Here is a 21,496-nt window from a genome sequence, read left to right as displayed (position 1 = left end):
ACATTGACTATGCCTTTAAGAGTTCAGTTTTGGACGGCTTAAGAATCCCCGCGTCTTTAGACCGGGGAGAAGTCAACCCAACCGACGTTATTGACCAGGGTCGAAATGCCGCCGAAGGCTTCGACGGTTTTGGCGACGCAGGCTTGGATGTCCGCCTCGACGGTGACGTTGCAGCCGATGCCCAATGCTTCATTGCCCGTTTCCGCTTGGATGGCCGCCGCGGTGGCCTGGGCTTTTTCTCCGTTTAAGTCGGCAATCATCACCTTCGCCCCGGCACCGGAAAAGGTTTTGGCGATCGCTTCCCCGATGTTTTGGGCGCCGCCGGTGACGATCGCCACATGGTTATTCATGCGAAAGTCGGCGAATGAATCAAAATTGCTCATGGTCGTTTCCTCGGTTAATTTGACAACAATTTTCAAGTCAGTGAGGTACACAGATCCCCCCCCGCCCCCCTTAATAAGGGGGGAGCCAGAGGTGGGGATCGAACCGTATGGCAGCAGATAGACAACTGCTATAAATACTTTGAAATACAGTCAGTTTCTCAGGCGAAAAATTAATCCAATTCCTGAACGCCGCCGCCGCTGACCGTCAGCACTTGCCCGCTGATCCAACTGGCGGCGGGGGAACAGAGAAACAGTGCCGCATAGGCGATATCGCTGGGTTCTCCCAACCGCGCCAAGGGGGTATGTTTGAGCATGGCTGTTTCGACTTCGGGGGTCAGTACCTTAGCCAGGGCGTCGGTTTTGATGGCCCCGGGCGCGATCGCATTCACCCGAATTCCCTTGGGTCCCAAATCGAAGGCGATATTCCGGGTCAGGTGGCTGACGGCGGCTTTGGAGGAACTGTAAGATGCCATCTTGACGTTCTTATTTTCCGCCGACATCGAAGAGATATTTAAAATCGCCCCCTGTCCGGCTGCTTCCATGTGGGGAGCGCACAATTGGCACAGGTGAAAGACCGAAAATACATTGATTTTGTAAGCCCAAATAAACGTATCCATCGGCATATCGAAAGGTTTCGGACCGCCCCCCCCGGCATTGTTGATTAGCAGGGTAATTTTGCCAAAAGCGTCGAGGGTAGACTGGACTAAATTTTCCAAATCCGAATCCTTCGTGACGTCCCAAGCCACGGCCAGAGCTCGACCGCCCTTTTCCTTGATGCCGTCGGCGACGGCCGCCGCAGTTTCCTCTTTCAAATCACTGACGACCACCGCCGCCCCGGCCTGGGCAAATAATTCGGCAATGCCCCGACCGATACCGGCTCCGCCCCCCGTGACAATGGCGACCTGATCCGGGAGTCCGAAGGTGTCCAAAACTGTCATATTTGCAAAATCTCCACAATGTTAAATACTCGTCATATCCAACCCGGATTATCGACCCGAAAACATTGGCGAGTCTTCGAGCGGGCGGGAAAATCAACGTCAACCCTTTCCCCCTTCTCGGATAAGTTGGAAGTGAGGAGTCAGGAATCAGAAGTTTTTCTTTCCTGTCTTCTCCCTACACCCTACACCCTACACCCTACACCCGATTGAGAGAGTCAATAACCGGATTTGCTATAACTCTATCCCCTACTCGGGCCGCAGCATGGCTTTCATGACCGCCGCATTGATAAACCAAGAGGCAATCCCGGCAATGATACCCAAGATGATGGCACCGAGCAATGGTGTCACCGGAATCGTTCCCAAAAACTTTTGTAAGAAGAGGGCAAACAATGTCACCGTACCGAAGGCAAACAGAGAATAAAAGAGGATAGTTCTCACCCCAAAAAATAAAAAGGGTCGGTTCAAAAGCTCCGGGAATGGAACCGAGAAATCTTTGGCTTTTTTGCCGAAGGTAAAAAAGGCGATCGTTCCCAAGATTAGCGACAGCATGAATGCCGTCATCACCCCCGTCGAGAAGACCGTTTTTTCGTGGGCTGATATCGTGTCAACGGTCAGAGGTATCGTCTCTTTTCCCCGAAACATGAACCAGCCGATCGCACCGTTGATGATGCCGTTGATCACACCGCTCGTCACGGCGTTCTTTTGAATGAAATCATAGGCCTGATGTGAGGCGGGAACCATAGAGCCACTCTGACCGATTTAACTACACCCGAACACTGTACGATCGAAATCTGAAAAGTTTGTGTAATGTGGGAGGTATCCTCCCGCCGATTCGCCCGAGCCGGACGCCGAACCATGAGAATTTTGCTCACTTCCCCGGACACAACCCTACAGAACCAACTGCATCAAGACTTATCTCGCCAAAACTTTGTCGTCGATGTGGCCACGGATGGCGGGGAGGCTTGGGAATTGATTCAGGCGTTTATGTACGATGCGGTTTTGCTGGAGTTGCTGTTACCCAAGCTGGATGGAATTGCCCTCTGCCGCCGCTTGCGGGATGTGGGCAACCCCGTGCTCGTTTTGCTGATGTTGGAGCCTTCCGATGCGGGGACTTGTATCGAGGGTTTGGATGGCGGCGCCGACACTTGTTTGGTGAAACCCATTTGCATCCCAGAACTGCTGGCTCATCTCCGGGCTCTGGCGCGGCGGAGCCTGCGTCGGGCCAGTCCCCTGCTCACCTGGGGACCTCTGTCTCTCAATCCCGCCTCCCGGCAGATCACCTGCGGCGGTCAAATTTTGAAAGTCAACCGCAAGGAATATCAAATTCTGGAGCTATTTTTGAGACATCCCCGGCAAATGTTTTCTCGGGGCGAAATGGGCGATCGCCTGTGGACATTGGACGACGAATTGCCCACCGATGCCACCATCAACAGCCACATCCGCAGCATTCGCCGCAAACTCGAACAGGCGGGAATTAACAATTTGATTCAAACCCACTACGGTCGGGGATACTGTCTCGATCCGGTTTATCATGTGGAATCCGCCCAGGGATTATCCGATCTCCCGGAAGGGACGCTCGATTCGATTACCGCCAACATTTGGCAAGAATTGATGGCGGCGAATGCCCGCCTACAGCAAGAAATTGAGCATCGCAAACACGTTGAGGCTCAACTGCGGCGATCGGAAATGATGTTGCGAAATGCTCAACGAATGGCTCAAGTTGGGTGTTGGGAGTTCGATCTCGAAACTCGCACAACCTACTGGACGGAGGAACTTTTTCTCATCCACGGCCTCGATCCGAATCGGCCGGCTCCCGGGCCCGAAGAAGTTTCGGCCCTGATTCACCCCGACGATCTCCCACTCCACGAGGAGGCGATTCGGATTCCGGTGCTGCAAAGGAAAGCCTTTGAAGTCAACTTACGCATCATTCGAGCCAATGATGGGGAAATTCGCCATATCAACGCCCGAGGCGGTCCGGTTTTCGATCGCTCTGGCCGGGCGATCAAGTTGACGGGAACCACCTTCGATGTCACCCGATGGCTCCGCTGGGGAGTAGGGAGTGGGGAGTAGGGTGTAGGTGTAGGGAGTGGGGAGTGGGGAGTGGGGAATGGGGAATGGGGAATGGGGAATGGGGAGTAGGGAATGGGGATCGAAGTGTATCGCAGCAGACAGACAACTGCTATAGACTGCCGGGACGGATTCTCCTCTGTTTTGTCGCCGAAAGGCGATACTGTGGAAAGAAAAGCAAACACACGCAACCCAAAGATTTGCCATGACATCCACAAATGAGCCCAACCTGGAAACGCTCCCGGAGGATCTGATGGACGATCGCTCCGAAATCACCTACACCGAAGAAATCGAAACCGTGATCGCGGGTCTGGCCCAAGACCAAAAGGTGATGGTCGGCCAGAGCGAGGCGGGTCATCTTTGGAAGTTTCAATACGGCAGCGTCCAGGTGTTCGTGCAACTGACGGGGGACACCGAAGATGACACCCTTACGGTTTGGTCGCCGGTGTTGGAACTGCCGGCGAAGAATGAGGAGCAGTTGGCGAGAAAACTGCTGGAAATGAACTGGCTTTCGACGTTTGAATCCCATTTCGCGATCGCCAACAATCAGGTGGTGGTTCTGGCGACCCGCACCCTGGCCGGCATCACGGCGGGGGAAATTTCGCGATCGATTACCATCGTCGCCACCATCGCCGACGACAATGACGAACTGCTGCTCGAAGAGTTCGGAATGGGGCGTGGGGTGTAGGGTGTGGGGTGTGGGGAAAGTTAAAAATTCCCTATTCCCTATTCCCTATTCCCTATTCCCTATTCCCTACTCCCAATGTTCAATCCTTCCGTTTGGCGTTTCATCCCCCTTTTGCAGGCTCCGGGGGCGTTGCAGATGGCGATCGATTCCTGGCTGTTGGAAGGGCATCGCCGGGGCGAACACCCCCCCGCGCTGCGATTTTATACCTGGGAACCGGCGGCGGTGTCTCTGGGCTACCACCAGCGGCGCTGGCCGGAGGTTTGGGGTGATCTGAAATGGCAGGGTCGCCCCGTGGATCTGGTGCGCCGTCCCAGCGGGGGGCGGGGTGTCCTGCACCAGGGGGATTTGACCTATGCGCTGGTGACGTCGGGTCTGTCCGGGCCGCGATCGCAGGTTTATCAATACCTGTGCCAATTTCTGATCGCCGGGTGGCGATCGCTCGGATACAACCTTCACTACGGCAGTGCCGGACGCGGCTACATCCACAACCCCGACTGCTTCGCGACGGCGACGGGGGCTGACCTAGTGTCGGACGGCGGCTACAAACTCATCGGCAGCGCCCAACTGCGGCGGGACGGGGCAATCCTCCAACACGGCTCCATGCGCCTGAATCCCGACCCGGAGCTGTGCGATCGCCTTTTCGGAGTGAAGATGACATCGCCCCCGCCGCCCTCCGTACCTTTGGAAACCATTATCGCCGTTTTGGCTGATGCCGCCCGGGAGAGTTTTGGGATCGAGTTGGAAACCCGACCCCTGAGCGAGGCGGAATGGCGGGCGATCGCACCTTTGGCGGCTCAATTTTCTGTGTAGGATTCGGTGGTTTTGGCGATCTGGCCCAGGGGCAGTCCGGGAGGATAGTCGCCCTCCTCTTTGATGCGTTTGATGCTGGCTTCGGGAATGGCAACTTTCAGGGACTTCGCCACGGCCCTCACCACGTCGCCGCGATCAATCACCCCCGCCACGGCCCCCGCCGGGGACAATACCGTGATCCGGGGCAGTTGGTGGTCCTCCATTTTCGCGATCGCCTCCACCAACGGCGCTTTTTCTGGAATCGCGATCAGCTCGTCGAGGGGCGTTACAACGTCGTGGAGGGTGCGTTTTTCCCACTCGCTGCGCTCCACCATCCGCAACGCCTCGATGGAGACGAAGCCCCGATAGCGGCCCGCTGAGGCGGCGAAAAACACGGGGATGGAGTCCGCGGCGATCAGATAGTCGTCGGCGAACTGTCGCAGTGTCATGTCCGCATCGATCACCCGGAAGTCCCGGGTCATGGCGTCGGCGGCTTTAATTTTGATCAGGGTTTCTTGCAGGTCCCCCATCCGCGAGTAGGAACTGGCGTTGCGGAGGACGAACAGGCCGATCAGGGCGATCCACAACCCGCTGTAGTTGTTGGCCGCCAGCAGGGCGAATAAACCCAGGAGGATCGCCCCCCAGCCGAGGAACTGCCCGCTTTTGGCGGCCCAGCGCACCCCCGCAAATCGGCTCCCGGTGATCCGCCAAACCGTGGCTTTGAGCACCTGTCCCCCGTCCAAAGGTAAGCCGGGGATCAGGTTGAAGATGGCGAGGATCAGGTTGATGTCCCCGATGCGACTGGCGATCGCATGGATCAAATTGGTGTCCGGCAAGCTTTGGGCCAACCCGGTGAGGAGAAAAAACAGCGCCAAACTGACCAGAGGACCCGCGATCGCCACCTGGAAGGCTTGACCGGGGGTTTTCGATTCTTTTTCGATCGAGGCAATTCCCCCGAATAGAAATAGGGTGATGGAATTGACTTGGATACCCTGGGACTTGGCGATCAAACTGTGTCCCAATTCGTGCAACAACACCGAAGCGAACAGCAGCAGGGCCACGGCAAATCCCGCCCCCCAGGACAATAACTGGCCCCACTCCACATAGTCTTGACTGTTGGCGAATGTCACCAACACGACGATTAAAAACCAAGAGGGATCGATATAGAGTGGGATACCGAATATCGATCCGATCCGCCAACCTGCCTGCATGAGTGTCTTCCTCGACTCCCGTGATCTGAGCGTTTCCCCGGGGTGAATCTGTGTTTCCCCCCCTTCTAGTGTATCAACAACGAGAGTCGGAAGGGGGGAATTTTAGATTTTAGATTTTAGATTTTAGATTCCCTGACTCGGAAGGAGTGAGGAATTTCTCTCTTCTTTCTTTTCTTTTGGTGGGGAGAGTGTGGGTTAGACTGGGATTGGACGATGACGAGCGATCGCGCGATCGGTCATGACAGCATCTATTGCCGACATCGCCCGCAACCGGTAAAATCAATCTGGCACTGTTGACACAGTTCAATTCTATCCCACCGAGCAAATATTAATAAATCCATGCCAAACCTGTCCCTAAGCTATCCCGACGACCTATTGATAACCTCCGGAAAGTCACCTCAAGAATTGGAGGAAAAATTGCTGTTTTTGTTGGCGGTAAAGCTGTTCGAGTTGCGGCGACTCTCTCTCGGAAAAGCAGCCCGATTTTGCCGGATGAGCAAACTAAAATTTATGTACGAAATCGGACGTTTGCAAGTGCCGGTCATCAACCTGGATGACGACCAAATCGCGGATGAATTGCGGGATGATTGAAAGCCGTGAGGATCGGTTGTTCGGCGGTTGAGAGTTCACCACAGGCGATCGCCAGAGTAGCCGTACTGCGATGCCAGAGCGATCGCCTCTGTTGAGCCGTTCGGTATTCTAGCGCAAATGCCCGAGCGATTGCCGGGTCGCCGTTTCCCCCCGCAGTTTGGCGCGTTCGGCTTGTTCGGCCAGATTCATGGCTTGATTGTGCAGTGCTTGGATTGAGTTCATGGGGTGGCAATTTCGGCTAAAGGTTGGCTAAAAATGGGATGGGCAGGAAATTCGCGATCGTCTGAATAGGGAACGCACGCATTCAGTGTAAACTGAACCCGTATGGCCTCTGTTGCCAAGTTCAACAGGTGGGTTATGATGGAGAACAGGTGTATCGATCTACGGAGTCCACCTATGGCTCATTGTTTTCCGCCATTACAAGAAATTAATAAATTTCGAGTTCCTCTTGAACCTGGAGAACGACATCTCCTTGATTTTTTGATCAAAAATCTCGACGATCACTATGAAATTTACGTTCAGCCTTTTCTCAATGGCGACAAACCAGATATAGTAATTCTCAAACCTGATGCAGGTGTACTTATAATAGAAGTGAAAGATTGGCATCTCCGGCATTATAAAAATCCCAAAGGCGGACGTTACCCCTGGATTCTAATCAAGAATAATTGTAAAATTCGTTCGCCCTTAGAACAAGTTCACACTTACAAAGATAACTTATACAAACTCCACATCGACAAACTGTTCGAGGCAAAAATTAAAAATTCAAATTTTTTTTCTGTCGTTCAAACTGCCGTTTACTTCCATAATGAAAGTACCAAATATTCTCAATCTTTCTGCCGTGAGTCGGGCTACACGCAAATACTAGGATATGATGCACTCAATCCCCGATTTTTCAATCATGTCCTACAGAAAGCACGGCTTAATCGACCATCACTGCTATTCAATAAGGAGTTATACGAAAGTTTTAAAATATTTTTACAGCCTCCCGAACATACACCCGATCTGAGACAAGAAATTCAATATACTAAGCGACAAAAAGAGTTGATTATTAGTCGTCCAAATACTCGTCAGAAGGTTCGTGGTGTAGCCGGTTGTGGCAAAACAAAAGTTATGGCTGCACGGGCTGTAGCCGCATATAGACGCACTCGAAAAACGGTTTTAATTCTCACATTTAATATTACATTACGAAATTACATTCGCGATCGCATCAGTGAAGTTCGTGCTTCCTTTCCCTGGTCAGGATTTGAAATTACTAACTACCACCAATTTTTCAAAATCCAATGTAATAATTATGAAATGGTATGGGAAGATGAAGATTTTTTTGAAGCATCTGATCGAGAAAAATTCTTTGAACCTGTCAAAGACAAGATTGAGCGTTATTCAACCATCTTAATAGATGAAGTGCAAGACTATAAACAGGAGTGGCTACGTCTTATAGTCAACTACTTTCTATCTGAAGATGGTGAATTCGTGGTATTTGGTGACGAGAAGCAAAATATCTATGGTCGCCAGATGGATGATGACCGTTTTCCGAGGATTCCAACTGTACGCGGTCAGTGGAATCAATTGAAAGACTCCTTTCGCATGGAAACCGATTTACTTCGCGTTGCTCAAGAATTTCAAAAGTTTTATTTTACAGGACGTTACCAACTTGACAATGATGTGCAGCCCAATCTTTGTGGAACATCTTCAACATTGAAATATTATGACCATCAAAAAATTGGTGATGAAGAAATTGTAGATATCATTCGAGATGAAATGTTGGCACTGAGCATTCATCCAAACAACTTAGTAGTTCTTGCTCCAACAAATGAAAAAATCAGATCTTTAGAATTTTTGTATCGACAGATATCGCATGAAAAAACAACTCATACAAGTGAAACAAAAGAAGAATATGAAAATTTCTCTCAATTCAAGAGCAAGTTAGAAGAAATTAGGCGCGGACGTAAGCTGCACTTTTGGGCCAATTCTGGAACTGTCAAGTTTTCGACGATTCACTCTTTTAAAGGATGGGAAGCACATACTCTGATATTAATTATCAGTGACACCCGTAGCGATGAGTATGAAGGATCGCTGAACGAGTTAATTTATACTGCACTTACACGCGCTCGCAACAATCTTATTGTCATTGATACTACGAGTTTATATCGAGAATTTTTTGCGAAGTTTACCAAAAAATGAGGTGTAAATTTTTAAATCAACAAATCAATTGATCGGATTTGCATGAAGGGATTAAAATCCTGCTAACGAGGCTTCGTATTGAAATCAAACAATAGTGCGTCAGACCGATCGCCCGACGCACCAACCCATTTATTCCTGCGCCAAAAACGCCTCGAAATCGGGGACATCAACCCAAGTTCCCGTGGCGTTAGACTCGTGAGTTAAATCCATCAACAACTGAGAATAAACCCCCTCCCGCAGCGAAGGAACGATCGCCTCATGACGCCCGATCGCCTCCATCCAGCGTTCGAGAACCCGCAAAAACCCGCAGATCCGCCCGTCGGAATACTGTTTCGGAAATTGCAAACTTTCGGGAATCTCAATTTCCGCCAACTCTTCCCCGCCTTTGCTGCCCCACAATTTGAAGCCGTAAATATAATCTTTTTGGTTGTCGCTTCCCAAAACAAGCGTCCCGTCGCTGCCGTACACTTCCACCCAATGTCCGCGTCCCTGGTAACTGACGGAGCTCAGGCACACCTGGCAGGGGGTCCCGTCCGCCAACTCCAACATCAACGTGCAGGTGTCGTCCGCGTCCACCGGCTTCAGTTTCCCCAACTCGGCGGGATCGGGGCGTTGGGCGATGGTGGTTGTCAACTGCCCGCACAGGCGCCGCACCGGACCGAACAGCCAGGGGATATAGTCGAAACTGTGGGAACCGATCGCCCCCAAGGCACCGCCGCCCTTCTCCTTCTGAGCGTACCAGTTCCAGGCCCGGTTGGCATCGGCGCGACTCGAAACCAGCCAGTCGATTTTGATCAGCCGCCGCTGTCCCACGTAACCCTGACTCAGCAGTTGGGCGAATTGCATCCAGGCGGGCACGAACCGGAATTCAAAATCCATCGTGGTGACGCAGCCTTTTTCCGTCGCCAGTTGGTAGAGGTATTTCGCCTCTTCGACGTTGAGGGTTGTCGGTTTTTCCAATAGCAGGTGTTTGCCGGCGTGGAGGACTTGTTTGGCCATCTGGAAGTGCAGGAATGGGGGGGTGGAGACGGTGACTCCGGTGACTTCCGGGAGGGCGACAATTTCATCGACGCGATCGCAGGCGTTGGGGATCTTGTGTTCGGATGCGATCGCCTTGGCTTTCTCGATATCCGGGTTGTAAACCGCTACAATTTCTGTGCGGGGATGTTCTTTGAGGGCGGGGATGTGGACTTTTTGCCCGAATCCCGTCCCGATGACGGCAATTCCAATTTTATTCGCGGTCATAGTTTAACGTCTCGCTCGTCTGTCTGTTGGCGATCGTACCATTAGTTAGGGTGTGGGGTGTGCTCGGTGGGGTGTGGGGAGAGATTTTATTTGGGTATTTAAGATGGGTGGAAAATCAACCACAGAGGCACAGAGGACACGGAGGATTTATTCGTTTTTTATTATAACATTTGTGGGAGAGTTTGGATGAGGTTTGGAGAGATTTATATTGATTTTTTGCGATGCTTAGTATTGGGATTGATGGTGATTTTTGCCCTGTTTTGGGGGTGGGAATCGGCGGTTTTGGCGGGGATGTTGAGCGATCGCATCTCCGAGTTTCCGGAATGGCGGGGGAAACCGGCGTTGGGTGCGGCGAGGGGGGATTTGATCTATCCGCAGTGGATGGCGGGGGAGTGGCGGGTGACGAGTATTTTGGTGGAGGCGCGGGCACCTTTGGCGCCGGAGTTGGTGACGCCGGGTTTTGAGGGGAATCTCGGTTCAATTAATCAACCCGTTCGCTTCGATGTCCGGTTTGGGGAAGGGAAATCTCAACCGCCGAGTTGGTCGCCGTTTCCGATATCTCAGCCGCCGCCAATCTATCCGGAGATAGTTGCCGATCGCGCTTATAATGGTTTAAATATTGCCAGGGCTGTTTTGGGGGATGATGCCGTGTTGTCGGTGCGGGTCGATCCCGAAGACCCCAACCGCCAGGTCACGAAATTTCCGGGCGATCGCGATTTGGTTTCCGTTGTCACCAGTCGGGACACGGAAACGCCCCAACCGGGAGAATTTATCGCCACGGAAATCGCCCAGCAGATTTTCGAGGGGGAGTCTACTTTGTATCTGAATGAGGTGGAAACGACCACCGATTATCATTTGGAAAAAGGGGGAATATCAGCCGATCAGATCACGGCGATTTATTTATCTCCCCAAGATCCAAACTATTTCCAAGCGGCCGGACATCCAGTCGCCCTGTATCGGTATCAGTTAAAGTTAGAACCGCTCAATTAACGAGGTTAAGTCACAATGAAATTTAATTTGGGGTGTCAACTGGAATACGAGATCGGCGATTACAGCACCTTGATTTTCAATGTCGCAGTTTGCAATAATAAGTATCAAAATATTCTGCAAGAAGATCTGCATATTTCGCCGGCATCTGCCGAGGTAGATGAATACATTTCGCCCCAACTGGAAAACCGATACATTCGGGTGAATGTGAATCCGGGAAAATTGCAACTTTCCTACCAGGCGACGGTGGAGGTAAAACACTTCGAGGAACAACCCGAAAATATCCCCGAAATTCCCCCGGCGAAATTGCCTTTGAAGGTCTTACACTATCTTTATCCGAGTCGTTATTGTGAGTCCGATCGCCTGTTCCGGTTCGCCCAAACGGAGTTCGGAAATTTGGTTCCGGACTATTCCCGGGTGACGGCAATGTGCAATTGGATTTACGACAATGTGATCTATTTGTCGGGAAGTACGAACGCCCACACGTCCGCCTTCGATACCGCCACGGAACGGGCCGGCGTTTGTCGGGATTTCGCCCATTTGGGCATCGCCTTTTGTCGGGCGATGAACATTCCCGCCCGGTTCGTGACGGGGTACGCCTACGACTTGGAACCGCCGGATTTTCACGCCTATTTTGAGGCTTATTTGGGCGATCGCTGGTATTTATTCGATCCGACTCGCCTGGTGCCCCGCAGCGGTTTAATCCGCATCGGAACGGGGAGAGATGCGGCGGATGTGGCTTTTGCGACGATTTTCGGATCGGTTCAAATGGTGAAAAAGGATATTTTTGTTGACTGCATCAGTCCCGGGACATCTCCCCAGTACACGGACGGGGCGATCGCGTTTTTGGAGTGATCTTGTCTGGGATGCCACGGCTTGTTATAATCGAGCCAAGATTTGTAATTGTTTTGCAAATTGACCGCCCACCGTCAAATTCTCAGTCATTATGCTGATCGAGTTCAGCGTCGGCAATTATCTATCATTCAAAGAAAAAGTTACCTTCAGCATGGTTGCTTCTCAGATCAAATCTGGAGATGCAAAAGTTGATGAAAATAACATTTTTCCAGTCGATGGTGAACTGAGTTTACTGAAAAGTGCAGCAGTTTATGGAGCCAATGCGAGCGGCAAAAGCAATCTAGTTAAAGCGATGAATTTTATGCGTTTCTTTGTTTTGAGTTCATCCAAAGAAACGCAAATTACCGATAAAATAGATGTCCGACCCTTTAAACTGAGTACCGAAACAATCGGTGAACCGTCTCACTTTGAGATCGTCTTTATTTGCAACAAAAAAATTTATCGCTACGGGTTTGAGGTAGACCATCAACAAATCATTTCTGAATGGTTGTTTCACGTCCCCAAAAAACGCGAATCATATCTTTTTAAGCGAACCAAAAATGACATCAAAACAACTAAAGTTTTTTCGGAAGGTGAGGGACTGGAAAAAAGGACGAGAAAGAATGCTCTGTTTATTTCGGTAGTCGCCCAATTCAACGGTACTATCTCATCAAAAATATTGTCTTTTTTTGGAGAAAATTTGAATGTCATTTCTGGTTTAGAAACAGAATTTTATCGTGAAATTGCCGTCGATTATTTTGACGAATACGGTTCAGATATTATCAAAATTATCAAAAAGCTGGATTTGGGCATCGACCGGATTCAAATTTCAACAAAAGCTGTGTTAGAAGACGAACTGCCCCGTGGCATCCCAGAACAACTCAGAAAGATAATTTTGATGAATAAACTCGAATCGAGTGATATTCAAACCTTTCATAAAAAGTATGATTCGGAAGGAGCAGTTGTCGGAAATGAAACCTTTTCTCTAGATCGAGATGAATCCCACGGAACGCAAAAGCTATTTGCATTTGCGGGGCCGATTTTGGAAACCCTGAAACGAGGGGAAATTCTGGTTATTGACGAATTGGATGCTCGGTTACATCCTTTAATCACCAAAACTATTATCGAATTATTCAACTCTAATGAAACCAATCCTCACAACGCACAGTTAATTTTTATGACCCACGATACCAACTTACTGACTAACACAATCTTTAGGAGAGATCAAATCTGGTTTACAGAAAAAGATCGCCAGGGAGCCACCGATTTATATTCTCTGGTCGAATATAATATAAAAAATGAGGATTCATTTGAAAGCGATTATATCAAAGGTCGGTATGGGGCAATACCATTTATTGGGAACCTGCGAAAAGTGATCGTTGAGATTGATGGCTAAAAAAGAAAAATCAAAGGGAAAAAGAAAAGCCGGGAAATCGACAAAATCCGACAAAAAAACATCTCGTGGTTATCAAAATCGCAATCAAACGGTCAATTCCAGGAATCTCAGAAAACGATTTTTAATTGTTTGTGAAGGCGAAAAAACCGAACCAAATTATTTTCTCAGTTTTCGCGTCCCGAGAGAGGTGATTGATGTTCGAGGTATTGGGGAAAATACGATCAGCTTGGTTGAAGAAGCGATAAAAATACGTGATAAAAATGGAGACTATGACGAAGTGTGGTGTGTTTTCGATCGCGATTCGTTTCCGATAAAAAATTTCAATGCAGCGATCGATTGTGCCAAAGACAATGATATTAAAGTTGCCTACTCCAATGAAGCGTTTGAAATTTGGTATTTGTTGCATTTTGATTATCGGGATACGGCAATGTCCAGATCCGAGTATGAAACGGCACTCACCGAGCGACTGAGAAAGCTAGGTTTTATTTCTGACAATCAAAAATACAGAAAAAATAGTAAGACGATGTATGAGGATTTATATCCCTTCCAGAAGCAAGCCATCAAGCGTGCAGAAAAACTCTTAGAACAGTATCGGCCCATCGATCCAGCCAGAAATAACCCTTCGACAACTGTACATTTATTGGTTAAGGAACTCAATAAAGAAATTAATTGGGATTGACAAGTAGATTGACTGGACTTAGATCGAATAGATATGAAGCGATATTAACATCAAGCGAAAATGATTACAATTGTCCCGCCGCAAAAATTGCATCTGCTGGCAACCGCAACTCCGGAAAAGTGACAGATTCCACGCGATCGCTTTTCCGAAACAAACGTTTTTCGTAGATATCATCCACCAACTGACACCGGGTCAGCGTCGGTTGTGTGGGTTTGCCGATGTATTCCCTGCCGCCGATACCCAGGTAATCCACAATCCAATATTCCGGAACACCCAAAATTGCATAATCTTCAACTTTTCTGGCATAATCATTTTGCCAATTGGTGCTGACAACTTCCGCGATGAATTTAATCGCCACATTGGAGGTAATGACGGGTTGATATTGCCAGAGGGGTTCGTGAATCAGTTGTGTCCGATCTAGAATGATTAAATCGGGGCGAAATGAGGTTTCGTCCGAAATGCGAATTAAACACCGATGGGGGATGATGTAGGGCAAATCGAGGCGATCGCACTCCACATTGAGTTTTCGCCCCAAGAAACTGATAACCTGTTCGTGTAACCCCGTGGGCTCCAAATCAACCACCTCCCCATCGATCAATTCATGGCGATCGCGATCGCCGTATTGGGCGAGAAATTCATCAAATTTTAGCAAGTTTGAATTGACTCGAATCATCAGTTCAGCGACTCCTTTTTTTGACAGTTTCAATCCATAGCTTGATGACAATTTCCAATTCTTCCCAAGTTTCAGACAAGGTTTCACCCTGTGCCAAACATCCCTTGAGTGCCGGAACTTCCGCCACATAGCCACCTTCATCGCAAGGATAAATAACAATTGGATAATTCATTAGATATCCCCTCTCTGTGTCCTCTGTGCCTCTGTGGTTCAAATCAAAAAAAAGGTGGGCAAAACTGCCCACCCAAAACACTACTTCAACCCGTCAATCAACTGAGACTTCGCCGCCTCCAAAGCCTCCGGCAACTTGTCGGCATCCCGTCCGCCAGCCTGGGCCAAATTCGGGCGTCCGCCGCCGCCACCGCCGCACAGTTTCGCGATCGCACCAATGAACTTACCCGCCTGCAATTTCTTATCCTTAATAACCAAAGGACTGAACGCCGCTACCAAACTGACTTTGCCATCACTTCCGGCACCCAAAACCACCGCACTTTCGCCCAGCTTTTGCTGCAAGCGTTCCGCCGCCGTTTTCAAGGATTCCGCGTCGGCGCCGGGGAGTTCCGCCACCAACACTTTGAAGTCTCCCACAGCTTCGGCGGTGGATAACAATTGGTCGGATTTCGCGATCGCCAATTCTCCTTTAACCGCCTCCAACTGCTTCTGTGCCGCCTTCAATTCACTTTGCAAATTCGTGATGCGATCGGGCAGTTCCTCCGGCTTCGCCTTGAAGCGATCGCCCAATTCCTTCACCACCCCATCTCGGACATTCAAATAGTCCAAAACCGACTGTCCCGCCACCGCTTCGATGCGGCGAATTCCCGAGGCGATCCCCGTTTCCGAGACAATCTTAAATAACCCGATTTCCGCCGTGTTGGTGACGTGGGTGCCGCCGCACAATTCCATCGACACGCCGGAATAGTCCACCACCCGAACCACGTCGGCGTATTTCTCCCCGAACATGGCGATCGCACCCTTATTTTTTGCTTCTTCTAAGGGCATTTCTGCCACCGCCGCCGGGTGTGCCTCGGCGATCCAACTATTCACCTGATCTTCCACCTGCTGCAACTCCTCCGCCGTCAAAGAACGGGGACAGTTGAAGTCGAACCGCAGGCGATCGAACGCCACCAAAGAACCCGCCTGGGAAATCTCCGAACCGACGATTAATTTTAACGCCGCCTGCAACAGATGGGTTGCGGTATGATTGGCTTGGGCACGGCGTCGGCAGGCGCGATCGATGCGGGCATTCACCGTCACTCCCGACGTCAACGTTCCCCGTTCCACCCGTCCGAAATGGATGAAAATATCCGACTCTTTTTTAACATCTTCCACCCGGATAATAACATCCCCACTCGTTAAATAACCGCGATCGCCAATTTGTCCCCCGGACTCCGCATAAAAGGGCGTCTGATCCAAAACAATTTGAACTTCACTTCCGGCCGCCGCTTCCGAGACGGATTTCCCCGCAATTAAAACCGCCTCCACCGTCGCCTCGGAGTCGGGGAAATCGTAGCCCAAAAAGGAGGTGGCGTGGATGTGTTCCGCCAGTTTATCCAAACTGCCCTGGACGGTGAGATCGATGGTTTCGTGGGCGGCTTGCGATCGCTTCCGCTGTTCCTCCATTTCCGCCTCGAACCCGTCCACGTCCACCGTCAAACCGTTTTCCTCGGCGATTTCCTGGGTCAATTCCAGGGGAAAACCGTAGGTGTCATAGAGGACGAAAGCATCCCGGCCGGAAATTTGCTTCGGTTTTTTATCCAAAATTTCCGAGAGCAATTTTTCGCCCCGTTCCAGGGTTTCCAAAAACCGGGATTCTTCCCGCCGCAATTCCGCCTTGATGACCGATTCGCGATCGCGGGTATTCGGGTAAACTTCCTCGGAAAGCGCGATCGCCGTTTCCGCCACTTTGGTCGTAAATTCCTCCCCAATTCCGATCAGGCGTCCGTGACGGACCACCCGCCGAATTAACCGCCGCAGGATATATCCCCGGCCGATATTGGAAGCCGTCACCCCGTCGGCGATCAGGTGCACCACCGCCCGGACGTGATCCCCGATCACTTTCAAAGACACCTTGGTTTTATCGTCACTTTTGGCGTAGTCAATTCCCGCGATATCCGCCGCCGTCTTGATAATCGGAAAAATCAGGTCGGTTTCGTAGTTATTGGGGACGCTTTGTAGAATTTGCGCCATCCGTTCCAACCCCATCCCCGTGTCGATGTTTTGGTTTTCCAGGGGAGTCAAGTTTCCGTCGGCATCCCGGTTATACTGCATGAAAACCAGGTTGTAAAATTCGATAAATCGGCTATCATCTTCTAAATCGATCTGTTTATCCCCCAGTTCCGGGTGGAAGTCGTAGTAGATTTCCGAACAGGGGCCGCAGGGTCCGGTGGGTCCGGATTTCCAGAAGTTGTCTGCTTCTCCCATGCGCTGGATGCGGTGCGCGGGGATGCCGATTTGGTCGCGCCAGATGGCGAAGGCTTCGTCATCCTCCTCGAACACGCTAACCACGAGGCGATCGGGCGGCAAGCCGAAGACTTCCGTAGACAGTTCCCACCCCCAGGCGATCGCCTGTTCTTTGAAATAGTCCCCGAAACTGAAATTGCCCAACATCTCGAAAAAGGTATGGTGTCGGGCGGTGCGTCCCACATTTTCAATATCATTGGTGCGGATGCACTTTTGGGATGTCGTGGCGCGGGGCACCTCCCGGGGGCGCTGTCCCAAAAAGATGGGTTTGAAGGGCAGCATCCCGGCGATGGTCAGCAGGACCGTGGGATCTTCCGGGACGAGGGACGCGCTGGGCATGATTTTGTGATGGCGCGCGGCGTAGAACGTCAGGAATTTTTGACGGATGTCGCGACCGCTGAGGAACTGGGGAGAAAAAGACATAACTGGCTTTCGATTTTCAACACTAAAACTTCAGGATAAATGAAGGATCGACCCTTAAATCTCGTAATCTCCATTGTAATTGTGGCGCTGTCCGCCTTGGGCGGCGGTTTGGCGGGGATCTTGTTTCGAGTTGCGGTCGTGCTTCCCCTCCAGGATGGGGTGAGGGCCGAGTGGGCTGCCTGGAAGTCCCGGGAAAATCCCCTGGCGAGCCAGTTGGTATCCGCCGGAGAAAATGTCGCGATCGCCGTCCAGAAAGGCGAAGTGCGTCCCCTCCCCGGGAGTTTGGACGAAATTCCCCTGTTCAACAGCAACAGCCCGGAGTGGGTTAAAGAAGAGGGGATTTTGCTCTCCACTTTTCCCCCCTACGGCACCTATTATCCCGACGCCCACCTCGACTATCCCCTGCGGGGAGAATTTGAACTGTTCGCCCACCACTTCGTCCAAAATCCGCCGGACGGACAAACTCTCTATCTGGGCATTTTGGTTTACAATCCCAACCTGGAGGCCGTGACGCTGGAAATCGACCGGGCGGCGAGTTATTTGTTGGAACCGGACGCCCCCTTCCAGGAGAAACCGCCGATGGTGAAAAATCCCGACGGGGCTGTTTATTCCGGGCCGGGAATTCGGGCGGTGGATGCGGTGATGCGGGGAAAGCGACAGCCCGATTTTCCACGCCGGTTGGAGATTCCCCCCGAGGAAAGCCGGATGTTGCTCAATCAGCCCATTCCCGTGAAAGGGTTGCAGCGTCAGGTGAACGGGCGATCGACATTTATGCGGTTGAACAGCAAATTGGGCGGAGATGATGACACCCCCGCCGACGTTTACATCGCCAGTCTGGCAATGTATGCAAAGATACACCCCGATGGTGGAGAACGAGCGCCCGAATTGATTGAATGGCAACGGTTACTCGATACCGGAAATTTAGCACAACCTCGGGATAAAGTGCCAACCCCACCGGAACAGACCGGGGGTCAGTTGATTTACAGCCGGGTGGCGGGGGTGCAAATCGGGTCAAAATGGGAGGCGGATTTGGTCGATTCGGGTCGGGATACCCTCGCCATTCCCGAACCCGGACGGGGCATTTCCTACGTCGTCAGCACGGTGCGGGCCGGAACCTTGGGAACGGGTCAAATTCAAGCCGCCGATTTGGCGGTCCGCTACCCCGACACAGCCTATCAATCCCACGGCAATTATGGCGTCCGCTACGACCTCACCCTGCCGTTATTTAACCCCGCAGAAAAAACCCAAGTCGTGACGGTGACATTGGAAACCCCCCAAAAGGAAGAAAAACTCTCCGAAGGAGGGTTGATTTTTCGGCAACCGCCCTGGGATTTTCCCTATTTTCGCGGGACGGTTCGCCTCCGATATCAGGGGGGGTGGGGAAGAGAAAAGACGAGTTACTTTCATTTGTGGCACCGCCGCGGACAAATTGTCGATCCGCTGCTGACAATGAAATTGAAACCACAGGAAACTCGCCGGGTCGAGGTTGATTTTCGATATCCGCCGGATGCCACGCCGCCGCAGGTGTTGACGGTGAGGACGGTGGAGTAGGGAAGAATCTAAAATTGAAAATCGGGGCGCAAGACGCGGCGCCCCTACAATTCCCGAACGAATCGCAACACCTCACCTATCATATCCAGTTCGGACTATCAGTTATCGTATAGATTTCCAATTATCCGACAACAGAAATTGTTTTGCGGACGTTCTCAATTAATTGGCAACTTTCTGGGGTTCGGTAAATTCTACAACCGTGTTGGTTTCCACATCCTGAGACACCGTGGCAGCCAGGTTGCGATCGAATCGCTTGGGCATTCTCGACCCCAGATGATAGGAGATTTTTGAACCCAAGCTTCCCAGGAAATGTCCGACAAAAACTTGCAGGCATTCGGAGCGATCGCGCCAATTTAACGGAATTTTGAAGATGGCTTTTAACGATTCAGTCGAATGCCGGGGGCGCAGCAGTTTGGAGCGCTTGGAATTTTCGCTGTCGATCCATGTATCCCGTTCTTCTTTGGACAGGCGGCTCGATTGATTGGAGTGACAGCGACGCTTGAACAAAAATTCATTGACGGTTTCAAAAGAACCCAAAAGGCTCAGTTCAGCCAGCAATAATTTGTCGGAACCGTAGTAGGAAACGTGTTGGGACGTTTGGGCGATCGCGTCGCTCCGCATCAGGCCGAAAATTTCCGTACACCAGAAGTTGGACAGGGCAACTTTAAAACGTTGAGCGGGAGTCTCGGCATCCAAACCCAACACCGGCTTGGGAGTCCACCAATGGCTGCCGTCAGCTTTGGTAAAGTCAACCATCGGGCAGGCGACAACCGCCGATTTGTTTTTTTCTAAGGCTTCCAAACAGAGTTCGATAAACGTGGGTTCGATGATGTCGTCCGATGCCATCCACTTGAAGTATTCACCGCGAGACAGCTCGAAAGTGCGGTTGAAGTTGGGGGCGGCACCGATATTTTTGGAGTTCCGATAGTAACGAATTCGGCCGTCGAGTTCTTGATATTTTTGACAAATTTCGGCAGTGCGATCGTCCGATGCGTTATCACAAATGATCAGTTCAAAGTCGCCAAAAGTTTGATTCAAAACGGCTTCGATCGCGGTTTCCAGGAACGCTTCACCGTTGTAAACTGGTAAGCCGATACTAACTTTGGGTTGGTTGTTCATAACAATTTTTTATGTCGCATTTAATTTCTGATGATTCAAATTTAAACTGGTGTCGCCCAAGAAAACAAGGTATTTATGTAAAACATCGGACTCGGTTTGTGAAGCTTCTGTAAAGGAGTCCCCCGGCATCAATACCGGGCCGTTTCCTTCTCCCCAACTCCACCTTTCACGGCTCGGCGAACCCCTTGACTGCGGCCCCTATTCCCCCGGCGATGGCGTCGGCTCCGCGGACAATCGATCGCATTGTGTCAGTTGAATCGAACGTCGATCCGATGCCAATCGACCTCGAACCGCCGGCTTGCATCCCCACCATATTGGTTCTCACAGGACGATTTTGGAATGGGAAATCACTGCGGATGCGATCGCTTTCTCGGCCGACCCGCCGAACCCGTAAAATGGTACGGTATGGCTCCCAATGCAAACTCCCCGGAATGTCAACCGAATCATTACCCGTTCTGACGATTATTTTCTTTGCCGTCTTCGTCCAAAGTCTGTCCGGCTTCGGTGCGGGACTGGTGGCGATGCCCCTACTCACGGAATTGCTGGGACTCGACCGGGCGGCTCCCTTGGTGGCGGCGATCGGTATTTTGCTCAATCTTACACTGACACTGTATTATCGCTACGAGTTTCAGATTTCGGCCGTGCTGCGGCTGACGGTTTCGGCCCTGGTGGCGATTCCGTTCGGGTTGTCCGGGTTGCAATTTTTAGATCCCGAAATGGGCTTAAAATTGTTGGGAGCGGTGATTTTAACCTACGCCGCGATCGCCCTCATTTTGGAACACTTGAACATTAGCCTGCCCCGCCTCGACTCCCCGCAATGGGCCTACGGTTTCGGGTTCGCATCCGGGCTGCTGTCCGGGGCCTACAACACCGGCGGACCCCCCGTGGTGATTTACGGCGCCTGCCGCCGCTGGAATCCAGCCGTTTTCAAAAGTAATATCAACGGCTTTTTCATGGTCAGCACGGCGATGGTGATCGTCAATCACGCCCTCCACGGCAACTACACCGAAACCGTTTTCAAATTATTTCTCTACGCCCTTCCGGTCATGGCGATCGCGATCGTCGCCGGACTGTCCCTCTCCAAATTCATCAACCCCGTCGCTTTCCGAACCCTGATTTTAATTTTGCTGGTGGCAGTGGGATTGCGATTATTATTCCAATAATTTTAGGGAGTCGAGAGTCGGCAATTGGAAATGAGCAATCCAAGCCCCCAGAATTGGGGGTTTGGGGGCGAGTCCGATCGCGATCGTTCATTGGGAAATGAGGAATAAAAGCCCCCAG

20 protein-coding genes are annotated in these 21,496 nt (G+C 51.1%); 11 read left to right on the top strand and 9 right to left on the bottom strand.

The genetic code is table 11. The features are described from left to right. Positions 1–56: 56 nt before the first annotated feature. The 3 genes from AC0QHF_RS22900 to AC0QHF_RS22890 form a co-directional block, all read right to left on the bottom strand. Complete coding sequence (locus tag AC0QHF_RS22900; protein ID WP_324706571.1) at positions 57–383, bottom strand: SDR family NAD(P)-dependent oxidoreductase; 327 nt, start codon at positions 381–383, stop codon at positions 57–59. Positions 384–553: 170 nt separating this feature from the next. Next, positions 554–1,321, bottom strand: a complete 768-nt coding sequence (hdhA, locus tag AC0QHF_RS22895) for a 7-alpha-hydroxysteroid dehydrogenase (protein WP_324706570.1) — start codon at positions 1,319–1,321, stop codon at positions 554–556. Positions 1,322–1,567: 246 nt separating this feature from the next. Next, positions 1,568–2,062: a permease gene (locus tag AC0QHF_RS22890; protein WP_324706569.1), complete on the bottom strand. Its 495-nt coding sequence runs from the start codon at positions 2,060–2,062 to the stop codon at positions 1,568–1,570. A gap of 114 nt (positions 2,063–2,176) precedes the next feature. On the opposite strand from AC0QHF_RS22890, the gene AC0QHF_RS22885 reads away from it, so the two are divergent. From AC0QHF_RS22885 to AC0QHF_RS22875, 3 genes are all read left to right on the top strand, one after another. Beyond that, positions 2,177–3,391, top strand: a complete 1,215-nt coding sequence (locus AC0QHF_RS22885) for a response regulator transcription factor (protein WP_324706568.1) — start codon at positions 2,177–2,179, stop codon at positions 3,389–3,391. 202 nt (positions 3,392–3,593) lie between these two features. After that, the gene (locus tag AC0QHF_RS22880; RefSeq protein ID WP_324706567.1) at positions 3,594–4,076 is read left to right on the top strand and encodes a YbjN domain-containing protein; all 483 of its coding nucleotides are present in this window, start codon (positions 3,594–3,596) and stop codon (positions 4,074–4,076) included. A 75-nt stretch (positions 4,077–4,151) separates the two neighbouring features. Continuing rightward, positions 4,152–4,886, top strand: coding sequence for a lipoate--protein ligase family protein (locus tag AC0QHF_RS22875; RefSeq protein ID WP_324706566.1), 735 nt, complete (start codon positions 4,152–4,154; stop codon positions 4,884–4,886). Here AC0QHF_RS22875 and AC0QHF_RS22870 read toward each other — a convergent pair. Next, positions 4,871–6,076, bottom strand: coding sequence for a site-2 protease family protein (locus AC0QHF_RS22870; protein WP_324706565.1), 1,206 nt, complete (start codon positions 6,074–6,076; stop codon positions 4,871–4,873). The genes AC0QHF_RS22875 and AC0QHF_RS22870 overlap by 16 nt on opposite strands. 339 nt (positions 6,077–6,415) lie before the next feature. Here AC0QHF_RS22870 and AC0QHF_RS22865 point away from each other — a divergent pair, with 339 nt between their 5' ends. Together AC0QHF_RS22865 and AC0QHF_RS22860 are read left to right on the top strand one after the other, a co-directional pair. After that, positions 6,416–6,667 (top strand): UPF0175 family protein, encoded by a 252-nt coding sequence (locus tag AC0QHF_RS22865; protein WP_324706564.1) that lies wholly within the window; start codon positions 6,416–6,418, stop codon positions 6,665–6,667. 396 nt (positions 6,668–7,063) lie between these two features. Further along, entirely contained in the window at positions 7,064–8,848 is a 1,785-nt protein-coding gene (locus AC0QHF_RS22860; RefSeq protein WP_324706563.1) for an NERD domain-containing protein, read from the top strand. A 129-nt stretch (positions 8,849–8,977) separates the two neighbouring features. Here AC0QHF_RS22860 and AC0QHF_RS22855 read toward each other — a convergent pair whose 3' ends face one another. Beyond that, a complete protein-coding gene (locus AC0QHF_RS22855) occupies positions 8,978–10,093 on the bottom strand; it encodes a Gfo/Idh/MocA family protein (RefSeq protein ID WP_324706562.1) in 1,116 nt (371 codons plus the stop codon). Positions 10,094–10,333: 240 nt separating this feature from the next. Between AC0QHF_RS22855 and AC0QHF_RS22850 the strand changes: the two genes are divergently transcribed. From AC0QHF_RS22850 to AC0QHF_RS22835, 4 genes are all read left to right on the top strand, one after another. Then, the gene (locus tag AC0QHF_RS22850) at positions 10,334–11,083 is read left to right on the top strand and encodes a DUF6816 family protein (protein WP_324706572.1); all 750 of its coding nucleotides are present in this window, start codon (positions 10,334–10,336) and stop codon (positions 11,081–11,083) included. 15 nt (positions 11,084–11,098) lie between these two features. Next, on the top strand, positions 11,099–11,935 hold the full coding sequence (locus AC0QHF_RS22845; protein ID WP_324706561.1) for a transglutaminase-like domain-containing protein: 837 nt from the start codon (positions 11,099–11,101) through the stop codon (positions 11,933–11,935). Between the two features lie 91 nt (positions 11,936–12,026). Beyond that, complete coding sequence (locus AC0QHF_RS22840) at positions 12,027–13,310, top strand: AAA family ATPase (RefSeq protein WP_324706560.1); 1,284 nt, start codon at positions 12,027–12,029, stop codon at positions 13,308–13,310. Continuing rightward, positions 13,303–13,989 carry an RloB family protein gene (locus tag AC0QHF_RS22835; RefSeq protein ID WP_324706559.1) on the top strand — a complete coding sequence of 229 codons (687 nt, stop codon included), beginning with the start codon at positions 13,303–13,305 and terminating at the stop codon, positions 13,987–13,989. The genes AC0QHF_RS22840 and AC0QHF_RS22835 overlap by 8 nt, the downstream gene beginning before the upstream one ends. A gap of 64 nt (positions 13,990–14,053) precedes the next feature. On the opposite strand, the gene AC0QHF_RS22830 is transcribed toward AC0QHF_RS22835, so the two are convergent. The 3 genes from AC0QHF_RS22830 to alaS all read right to left on the bottom strand — a co-directional run bounded on the left by AC0QHF_RS22830 (position 14,054) and on the right by alaS (position 17,545). Then, a complete protein-coding gene (locus tag AC0QHF_RS22830) occupies positions 14,054–14,662 on the bottom strand; it encodes a Uma2 family endonuclease (protein WP_324706558.1) in 609 nt (202 codons plus the stop codon). 4 nt (positions 14,663–14,666) lie between these two features. Then, entirely contained in the window at positions 14,667–14,834 is a 168-nt protein-coding gene (locus AC0QHF_RS22825) for a type II toxin-antitoxin system HicB family antitoxin (RefSeq protein WP_324706557.1), read from the bottom strand. Positions 14,835–14,914: 80 nt separating this feature from the next. Then, positions 14,915–17,545: an alanine--tRNA ligase gene (alaS, locus tag AC0QHF_RS22820; RefSeq protein ID WP_324706556.1), complete on the bottom strand. Its 2,631-nt coding sequence runs from the start codon at positions 17,543–17,545 to the stop codon at positions 14,915–14,917. Positions 17,546–17,584: 39 nt separating this feature from the next. Here alaS and AC0QHF_RS22815 point away from each other — a divergent pair, with 39 nt between their 5' ends. Continuing rightward, the gene (locus AC0QHF_RS22815; protein WP_324706555.1) at positions 17,585–19,096 is read left to right on the top strand and encodes a DUF3370 domain-containing protein; all 1,512 of its coding nucleotides are present in this window, start codon (positions 17,585–17,587) and stop codon (positions 19,094–19,096) included. A gap of 159 nt (positions 19,097–19,255) precedes the next feature. Here AC0QHF_RS22815 and AC0QHF_RS22810 read toward each other — a convergent pair whose 3' ends face one another. After that, a complete protein-coding gene (locus AC0QHF_RS22810; RefSeq protein WP_324706554.1) occupies positions 19,256–20,215 on the bottom strand; it encodes a glycosyltransferase family 2 protein in 960 nt (319 codons plus the stop codon). A gap of 431 nt (positions 20,216–20,646) precedes the next feature. Between AC0QHF_RS22810 and AC0QHF_RS22805 the strand changes: the two genes are divergently transcribed. Continuing rightward, entirely contained in the window at positions 20,647–21,378 is a 732-nt protein-coding gene (locus AC0QHF_RS22805; protein ID WP_324706553.1) for a sulfite exporter TauE/SafE family protein, read from the top strand. The last annotated feature ends 118 nt before the right edge of the window (positions 21,379–21,496 follow it).

This window comes from Lyngbya sp. CCY1209 (assembly GCF_055795065.1).
This window is presented reverse-complemented; position numbering and strand designations above follow the sequence as displayed.

What these genes read in the sequence shown, in the direction of transcription:
- AC0QHF_RS22885 (WP_324706568.1), top strand. Translation starts at nt 2,177, where the DNA reads ATGAGAATTTTGCTCACTTCCCCGGACACAACCCTACAGAACCAACTG.
- AC0QHF_RS22900 (WP_324706571.1), bottom strand. Translation starts at nt 383, where the DNA reads ATGAGCAATTTTGATTCATTCGCCGACTTTCGCATGAATAACCATGTG.
- alaS (WP_324706556.1), bottom strand. Translation starts at nt 17,545, where the DNA reads ATGTCTTTTTCTCCCCAGTTCCTCAGCGGTCGCGACATCCGTCAAAAA.
- AC0QHF_RS22890 (WP_324706569.1), bottom strand. Translation starts at nt 2,062, where the DNA reads ATGGTTCCCGCCTCACATCAGGCCTATGATTTCATTCAAAAGAACGCC.
- AC0QHF_RS22815 (WP_324706555.1), top strand. Translation starts at nt 17,585, where the DNA reads ATGAAGGATCGACCCTTAAATCTCGTAATCTCCATTGTAATTGTGGCG.
- AC0QHF_RS22840 (WP_324706560.1), top strand. Translation starts at nt 12,027, where the DNA reads ATGCTGATCGAGTTCAGCGTCGGCAATTATCTATCATTCAAAGAAAAA.
- AC0QHF_RS22810 (WP_324706554.1), bottom strand. Translation starts at nt 20,215, where the DNA reads ATGAACAACCAACCCAAAGTTAGTATCGGCTTACCAGTTTACAACGGT.
- hdhA (WP_324706570.1), bottom strand. Translation starts at nt 1,321, where the DNA reads ATGACAGTTTTGGACACCTTCGGACTCCCGGATCAGGTCGCCATTGTC.
- AC0QHF_RS22825 (WP_324706557.1), bottom strand. Translation starts at nt 14,834, where the DNA reads ATGAATTATCCAATTGTTATTTATCCTTGCGATGAAGGTGGCTATGTG.
- AC0QHF_RS22845 (WP_324706561.1), top strand. Translation starts at nt 11,099, where the DNA reads ATGAAATTTAATTTGGGGTGTCAACTGGAATACGAGATCGGCGATTAC.
- AC0QHF_RS22850 (WP_324706572.1), top strand. Translation starts at nt 10,334, where the DNA reads ATGGTGATTTTTGCCCTGTTTTGGGGGTGGGAATCGGCGGTTTTGGCG.
- AC0QHF_RS22805 (WP_324706553.1), top strand. Translation starts at nt 20,647, where the DNA reads ATGTCAACCGAATCATTACCCGTTCTGACGATTATTTTCTTTGCCGTC.
- AC0QHF_RS22880 (WP_324706567.1), top strand. Translation starts at nt 3,594, where the DNA reads ATGACATCCACAAATGAGCCCAACCTGGAAACGCTCCCGGAGGATCTG.
- AC0QHF_RS22835 (WP_324706559.1), top strand. Translation starts at nt 13,303, where the DNA reads ATGGCTAAAAAAGAAAAATCAAAGGGAAAAAGAAAAGCCGGGAAATCG.
- AC0QHF_RS22860 (WP_324706563.1), top strand. Translation starts at nt 7,064, where the DNA reads ATGGCTCATTGTTTTCCGCCATTACAAGAAATTAATAAATTTCGAGTT.
- AC0QHF_RS22865 (WP_324706564.1), top strand. Translation starts at nt 6,416, where the DNA reads ATGCCAAACCTGTCCCTAAGCTATCCCGACGACCTATTGATAACCTCC.
- AC0QHF_RS22855 (WP_324706562.1), bottom strand. Translation starts at nt 10,093, where the DNA reads ATGACCGCGAATAAAATTGGAATTGCCGTCATCGGGACGGGATTCGGG.
- AC0QHF_RS22875 (WP_324706566.1), top strand. Translation starts at nt 4,152, where the DNA reads ATGTTCAATCCTTCCGTTTGGCGTTTCATCCCCCTTTTGCAGGCTCCG.
- AC0QHF_RS22870 (WP_324706565.1), bottom strand. Translation starts at nt 6,076, where the DNA reads ATGCAGGCAGGTTGGCGGATCGGATCGATATTCGGTATCCCACTCTAT.
- AC0QHF_RS22830 (WP_324706558.1), bottom strand. Translation starts at nt 14,662, where the DNA reads ATGATTCGAGTCAATTCAAACTTGCTAAAATTTGATGAATTTCTCGCC.